This is a genomic window from Mycobacterium sp. (genome assembly GCF_019243155.1).
Classification (GTDB): Bacteria; Actinomycetota; Actinomycetes; order Mycobacteriales; family Mycobacteriaceae; genus Mycobacterium.
In genome coordinates this window covers 1-7,148 of the sequence record NZ_JAFAUS010000187.1, presented here as the reverse complement: position 1 = coordinate 7,148, position 7,148 = coordinate 1, and the positions used below count along the sequence as shown (strand labels likewise).

The window sequence follows — 7,148 nt, the reverse complement described above, 5'->3', positions numbered from 1 at the left end:
CGAACAGCTGCGGATCACCGTCGAGGAGATCGAGCACGACTCCAGCCACGACCTGGGCGTCGATCCGGGGTTGGTCAAGGACGGCGTCGAAGCCCACCTGCAGGCGTTGCTCGCCGAGCACGTCCAGCTGCTGGGCGAGGGGTACTCGCTGGTTCGTCGCGAGTACATGACCGCGATCGGGCCGGTCGATCTGCTCTGCCGCGACGAACTGGGTGGCAGCGTCGCGGTCGAGATCAAACGGCGCGGCGAGATCGACGGCGTCGAACAGCTCACCCGCTATCTCGAGTTGCTCAATCGCGACAGCGTCCTCGCGCCGGTGAAGGGCGTATTCGCCGCCCAGCAGATCAAACCTCAGGCGCGCACCTTGGCCGTCGATCGCGGAATCCGTTGTGTGACACTGGATTACGATCAGATGCGGGGGATGGACAGCGACGAATACCGGCTGTTCTGAGGTCGTAGAGATTAGACTGGCCGCATGGCTCGGCGCCGCACTCCGCCACGTCGGCCGCGGCCGTCAGCGCCGCCGGCGCTGCGTCGAACAGAACTGGGCGCCGACGGTCACGAGTACGAAGTCCGGCCGGTGGCCGCCGCCCGCGCGGTCAAAACCTACCGTTGTCCGGGCTGTGATCACGAAATACGGTCCGGTACCGCACATCTGGTCGTGTGGCCGACCGATGCGACGCTCGGGGGAGGCCCGGGGTCAGTCGACGATCGGCGGCATTGGCACACCCCTTGCTGGACGCACCGCGCTACCCGCGGTCCGACGCGAAGGTGGTCTTGAGGGCCCGGTTCAGGAGGCGGGCTCGACGAGCTCGATGAGAACTCCGCCGCCGTCCTTGGGGTGAATGAAGTTGATCCGCGAGTTTGCCGTGCCGCGCCGCGGTGCGTCGTAGATCAGGCGGATGCCCTGTGAGCGCAGCCGCTCGACCAGAGCGTCGAGGTCGCTGACACGAACGGCCATCTGCTGGATGCCGGGTCCGCGTTTGTCGAGGAATTTCGCGATGGTCGAGGAGTCGTCGATCGGCGCCATCAGCTGAATCTGGGCGGTGCCGGCCGGGGCGCCGCGCACGGCGAGCATCGCCTCGCGGATTCCCTGGTCCTTGTTGACTTCCTCGTGCACGACGATCATGCCGAGCTGGTCGTGGTACCACCGTTTTGCCGCATCGAGGTCGGCGACGGCGATGCCGACGTGATCGATCGCAGTTACCAGCGCGCTGGCCAGAACCTGACGGGCGTCAACGTGATCGGTCGTCATCACATAAAGGTAACCTGGCGGCAAAGAATGCGCTTCTCCGGGCGGCCAAATCGGCCGTCTGGAGACCGCCTGGTAGGCCTTAGGAGATAGTGATGACGACGTCGGTGATCGTTGCTGGAGCACGGACGCCCATTGGCAAGTTGATGGGTTCGCTGAAGGACTTCTCCGGCAGCGATCTGGGCGCGATCGCGATCGCGGGCGCCCTTGAGAAGGCCAACGTGCCGGCCTCGCTGGTCGAGTACGTGATCATGGGCCAGGTGCTGACGGCCGGGGCCGGCCAGATGCCCGCCCGCCAGGCCGCGGTCGCGGCCGGCATCGGCTGGGATGTCCCGTCGCTGACCATCAACAAGATGTGCCTGTCCGGCATCGACTCCATCGCGTTGGCCGACCAGCTCATTCGCGCCGGCGAGTTTGACGTCGTCGTGGCCGGTGGTCAGGAGTCCATGACGAAGGCGCCCCATTTGCTGATGGACAGCCGTTCGGGCTACAAGTACGGCGACGTCACGGTGCTGGACCACATGGCCTACGACGGACTGCACGACGTGTTCACCGACCAGCCGATGGGCGCGCTCACCGAGCAGCGCAACGACGTCGACAAGTTCACTCGCGCCGAGCAGGACGAGTTCGCGGCGCGGTCGCATCAGAAGGCGGCGGCGGCATGGAAGGACGGCGTCTTCAACGATGAGGTGGTGCCGGTCAATATCCCTCAGCGCAAGGGTGATCCGCTGCAGTTCACCGAGGACGAGGGCATTCGCGCGAACACCACGGCCGAATCGCTGTCCGGCCTCAAGCCGGCATTCCGCAAGGACGGCACCATCACAGCCGGTTCGGCGTCGCAGATTTCCGACGGCGCGGCGGCGGTGGTGGTGATGAATAAGGCCAAGGCGCAGGAGCTGGGGCTGAGCTGGCTGGCCGAGATCGGCGCCCACGGCGTCGTGGCAGGCCCGGACTCCACCCTGCAGTCGCAGCCGGCCAACGCCATCAAGAAGGCGCTGAGCCGTGAGGGAATCTCCGTCGACCAGCTCGATGTCGTGGAGATCAACGAGGCGTTCTCGGCGGTGGCGCTGGCCTCGACCCGCGAACTCGGCATCGATCCCGAAATCGTCAACGTCAACGGCGGCGCGATTGCTGTCGGGCACCCCATCGGCATGTCGGGAGCCAGGATCACGCTGCATGCGGCCCTGGAACTGTCGCGCCGCGGTTCCGGGTACGGCGTTGCTGCCCTGTGCGGCGCCGGGGGCCAGGGCGACGCCCTGATTCTGCGGGCGGGTTAGCCAGCCCCTGACGCTCGATCGGCGTTGCTGGCGCAGGGCGTCCGCGGCGAATTGTGATCTTCGTCATAGAAGCCCGTCGCGGCGCCGTTTGCCAGGCTTGCGAGCCCGGCCCTGCCTCGTTCTGAAAGTGGCCGCCTCCGGCTGGATCGGCAACCGGAACGCATGACAAACTTGACGGCGTGACGCGTCCGCGACCCTCAGTAGGCCCCGCGATGGCGGGTGCGGTGGATCTATCCGGGCTCAAGCAGCGAGCCCAGCAGCCGCCGGCGAGCGCCGGGGGTGCCACACCACCGCCGGTCGAGGGTGGCCCGGGAGTCACCGCGATCACCGAGGCCAATTTCGAGAACGAGGTTCTGCTTCGGTCCGAAGAGATACCGGTCGTGGTGGCGCTGTGGTCACCGCGCAGCGACGCGTGTGTGCAGCTGGTCGAGACGCTGGCGGGTTTGGCCGCCGAGGACAACGGCCAATGGTCGCTGGCGACGGTCAACGTCGATGTGGCGCCAAGGGTGGCGCAGATATTCGGGGTCGAGGCGGTCCCGACCGTCGTGGCGCTGGCCGCCGGGCAGCCGCTGTCCAGTTTCCAGGGCGTGCAACCGCCCGATCAATTGCGTCGCTGGCTGGACTCGCTGCTGCAGGCGACCGCCGGAAAGCTAAGGGGCGGCGCCGGTTCCGAGGAAGCCGCGGAAGTCGATCCGGTCTTGGCCGCCGCGCGTCAACAACTCGAGGACGGCGACTTCGAGGCCGCCAAGACTTCGTATCAGGGAATCCTGGAAGCCGACCCGGGCAGTGCCGAAGCCAAGGGTGCGATCCGGCAGATCGACTTCCTCAGCCGCGCAACCACGCAACGCCCCGATGCCGTCGAGGTCGCTGACGCCGCGCCGGGCGACATCGAGGCGGCCTTCGCGGCCGCCGATGTGCAAATCCTCAACCAGGATGTCGGCGGGGCGTTCGAGCGTCTGATCGCGTTGGTGCGCAGCACATCCGGGGATGAGCGCACGCAGGTTCGCACGCGGTTGATCGAGCTGTTCGAGCTCTTCGACCCGGCCGACCCCGAGGTCGTCGTCGGGCGGCGCAACCTCGCCAACGCGCTGTACTGACAGCGCTACTCGGGCTCCAGCCACAAGGCCGATGTAGGCGGCAGTACCAGCAGTGCCGACGCGGGGCGGCCATGCCACGGGTCCTCGGTCGCGTCGACGCCACCCATGTTTCCGATCCCGGAACCGTTGTAGATCGTTGCGTCGGTGTTGACCACCTCGCGCCAGCGGCCGGCGGACGGCAGGCCGAGGCGGTACCCGCTGTGCTCGGCACCCGCGAAATTGAACACGCAGGCCATCACCGAGCCGTCCTTGCCGTAGCGCAGGAAGCTCAGGACGTTGTTGGCGGAGTCGTTGGCGTCGATCCACGAATAGCCATCGGGGACGGTGTCTTGGCTCCACAGGGCCGGGTGGCTGCGGTAGACGTCGTTGATGTCGCGCACGAGGCGCAGGATTCCGTTGGAGAAGCCCTGCTCGTCGAGCTGCCACCAATCCAGTCCGCGCTCCTCGGACCACTCGGCGCGCTGGCCGAATTCCTGGCCCATGAACAGCAATTGCTTGCCGGGGTGTGACCACTGGTAGGCGAGTAGGCTGCGCAGTCCGGCGGCTTTGACGTGGTTGTTGCCGGGCATCCGGCCCCACAGCGTGCCCTTGCCGTGCACCACCTCGTCGTGACTGATCGGCAGCACATAGTTCTCGCTGAACGCGTACAGCATCGAGAACGTCATCTCGTGGTGGTGAAAGCTCCGGTAGATCGGATCCCGGCTGATGTAGTCCAGGGTGTCGTGCATCCAGCCCATGTTCCACTTCATGGAAAAGCCAAGGCCGCCAATGTTTGTCGGCCGCGTCACGCCCGGCCACGAGGTGGATTCCTCGGCGATGGTGACGATGCCCGGTGCGGCTTTGTGCGCCGTCGCGTTCATCTCCTGCAGGAACTGCACGGCCTCCAGATTCTCCCGGCCGCCGTAGATGTTGGGGGTCCAGCCGCCCTCGGGACGCGAGTAGTCCAGGTACAGCATCGACGCGACCGCGTCGACGCGCAGACCGTCGACGTGGTACTCCTCAAGCCAATACAACGCGTTGGCGACCAGGAAATTACGCACTTCGGCTCGGCCGAAGTCGAAAACATAAGTGCCCCAGTCGAGTTGCTCTCCCCGCTTGGGGTCGGCGTGCTCATAGAGCGCGGTGCCGTCGAAGCGCCCGAGCGCCCATGCGTCCTTCGGGAAGTGCGCCGGTACCCAGTCCACCAGAACGCCGATCCCGGCCTGGTGCAGGGCGTCGACCAGCGCGCGGAACTCGTCGGGCGTTCCGAATCGCGACGTCGGTGCGTAGTACGACGTCACCTGGTATCCCCAGGAACCCGCGAACGGGTGCTCGGCGACCGGCAGCAGCTCCACGTGGGTAAACCCGTGCTCCACAACGTAATCCGTCAGCTCGCGGGCGAGTTGGCGATAGTTGAGGCCGGGCCGCCACGAGCCGAGGTGAACCTCGTAGGTGCTCATCGGCTCGAACACCGGGTTGGTTGCGGCGCGCCGCGCCATCCAATCGGCGTCTTCCCAGGTGTATTCGCTCCGCGTCACGCGGGATGCGGTGTGCGGCGGCACCTCGGTGGCGAAGGCCATCGGGTCGGCCCGCTCGGTCACGACCCCGTCGGCGCCGTGCACTCGGAACTTGTACAGGCCGCCCAGGTGGAAACCGGGCCAGAACAGCTCCCACACGCCCGATGAACCCAGCACCCGCATCGGGGCCTCGTTGCCGGTCCAGCCGTTGAACTCCCCGATCAGGGTGATGCCCTTGGCGTTGGGCGCCCACACCGCGAACGACACCCCCTCGACGACGCCGTCGGCCGTGGTGAACGAGCGGGGATGCGCGCCAAGGACTTCCCAGAGTCGCTCGTGGCGGCCCTCGCCGAAGAGATGAAGATCGACTTCACCCAGGGTCGGCAGAAAACGGTAGGCGTCGGCAATGGTGTACGCGTCGGAACCCTCGTATCTGATCTGCAGCCGGTAATCGATCAGGTCGACGAACGGCAACGCCACGGCGAACACCCCCGCTTCGATGTGCTGCAGCGGGAAGCGGTCGTCGCCGACGAGTGCGGTGACCTCCGCTGCGTGCGGGCGGAACGCCCGGATGACGGTGTGGTCGCCGTATTCATGGGCACCCAAAATGCTGTGTGGGTTGTGATGTGTGCCGGCTACCAGACGCGACAGGTCGGCGGGGTCGGGCGCCAGGTGCGTGCCGGCGATTTGGTCGGCTTGGCTCATTTCCCTTTTCACCTCCGGTCGGTCTTATCGCCTGCTGAACAACGTCATTCGGGATTCGTGCGGTATGAGTGGCATGTTGATGATGTGCGCGACCGCCTGCACAGGATCGATACGGACGTAGTTGGCCTGTCCCCATTGAAATTCCTGGCCGGTGATCTCGTCGCGTACCCAAAACCGCTCGTATGGCTCCATACCCAAAGCGGCCATGTCTAAAAACAGCGTCGCTTCCTCAGGGCCGAACGCGTTGAGCGTCACGACCACCAACACGCAGTCGCCGGTGGCCGGGTCGAACTTGCTGTAAGCCATCAACGCGTCATTGTCGATGCTGTGGAAATGGATGGTGCGCAACTGTTGCAGGGCGGGATGCAGCCGGCGAATGGCGTTGAGGTGGGTGAGGAACGGCTCGAGCGATCGTCCCTCGGCGAGCGCACCCGCGAAGTCGCGAGGCCGCAATTCGTACTTCTCCGAGTCGAGGTACTCCTCGCTGCCTTCGCGGACCGCCCGGTGCTCGAACAATTCGTAGCCGGAGTACACGCCCCAGGCGGGGCCCATGGTGGCCGCCAGCACCGCACGGATCGCGAACATCCCAGGGCCGTTGTGCTGCAGGATGGCGTGCAGGATGTCGGGGGTGTTCACAAACAGGTTCGGCCTGCGGAAGTCGGCGAGAGCGGCGATGTCGCTGCCGAACTCAGTGAGCTCCCACTTAGCCGTGCGCCAGGTGAAATAGCTGTAGGACTGCGTGAATCCGAGCTTGGCGAGTCCGTACTGGCGGGCCGGCGGCGTGAACGCCTCGGACAGAAACAGCACATCGGGGTCCACGGCCTTCACCTGAGCGATCAGCCAGGCCCAGAAGTTCGGCGGCTTGGTGTGCGGGTTGTCGACGCGAAAGAACTTGACCCCGTGATCGATCCAGTGCCGCACCACCCGCAGCACCTCGTCATAGAGGCCAGCGGGATCGTTGTCGAAGTTGATCGGATAGATGTCCTGATATTTCTTCGGTGGGTTCTCCGCGTAAGCGATTGTGCCGTCCGGCAATTCGGTGAACCAATTCCGATGGTCGCGCGCCCATGGATGGTCCGGCGCGCACTGCAACGCCAGGTCCAGCGCTACCTCCATGCCCAATTCGCGCGTCGCGGCGACGAAGGCGTCGAAGTCGTCGATGGTGCCCAGATCTGGGTGGACGGCGTCGTGGCCGCCCTCGTCGCTGCCGATTGCCCACGGGGAACCCACATCTCCGGGGGCGGCGGTGGGGGAATTGTTGCGGCCCTTGCGGTGTACCTTGCCGATCGGGTGAATCGGCGGCAGGTAGACGACGTCGAAT

General features: G+C 65.9%; 6 protein-coding genes and 1 pseudogene. 4 read left to right on the top strand and 3 right to left on the bottom strand.

Going from position 1 to position 7,148, the window contains the following annotated elements:
• The coding region (nucS, locus tag JOZ00_RS09130; protein ID WP_293342775.1) for an endonuclease NucS at positions 1 to 451 on the top strand (451 nt) is incomplete at its 5' end.
• A gap of 24 nt (positions 452 to 475) precedes the next feature.
• On the top strand, positions 476 to 781 hold the full coding sequence (locus JOZ00_RS09125) for a hypothetical protein (RefSeq protein ID WP_293342772.1): 306 nt from the start codon (positions 476 to 478) through the stop codon (positions 779 to 781).
• Positions 782 to 790: 9 nt separating this feature from the next.
• Here JOZ00_RS09125 and mce read toward each other — a convergent pair whose 3' ends face one another.
• Positions 791 to 1,258, bottom strand: coding sequence for a methylmalonyl-CoA epimerase (gene mce, locus JOZ00_RS09120; RefSeq protein WP_293342743.1), 468 nt, complete (start codon positions 1,256 to 1,258; stop codon positions 791 to 793).
• A gap of 89 nt (positions 1,259 to 1,347) precedes the next feature.
• Between mce and JOZ00_RS09115 the strand changes: the two genes are divergently transcribed.
• Together JOZ00_RS09115 and JOZ00_RS09110 are read left to right on the top strand one after the other, a co-directional pair.
• Entirely contained in the window at positions 1,348 to 2,529 is a 1,182-nt protein-coding gene (locus JOZ00_RS09115) for an acetyl-CoA C-acetyltransferase (protein WP_293342740.1), read from the top strand.
• Positions 2,530 to 2,708: 179 nt separating this feature from the next.
• Positions 2,709 to 3,626, top strand: coding sequence for a co-chaperone YbbN (locus JOZ00_RS09110; protein ID WP_293342738.1), 918 nt, complete (start codon positions 2,709 to 2,711; stop codon positions 3,624 to 3,626).
• A 5-nt stretch (positions 3,627 to 3,631) separates the two neighbouring features.
• On the opposite strand, the gene glgB is transcribed toward JOZ00_RS09110, so the two are convergent.
• Positions 3,632 to 5,827 (bottom strand): 1,4-alpha-glucan branching protein GlgB, encoded by a 2,196-nt coding sequence (gene glgB / locus JOZ00_RS09105; RefSeq protein ID WP_293342735.1) that lies wholly within the window; start codon positions 5,825 to 5,827, stop codon positions 3,632 to 3,634.
• A 24-nt stretch (positions 5,828 to 5,851) separates the two neighbouring features.
• Positions 5,852 to 7,148: pseudogene (locus JOZ00_RS09100) on the bottom strand (alpha-1,4-glucan--maltose-1-phosphate maltosyltransferase); the annotation flags it as partial.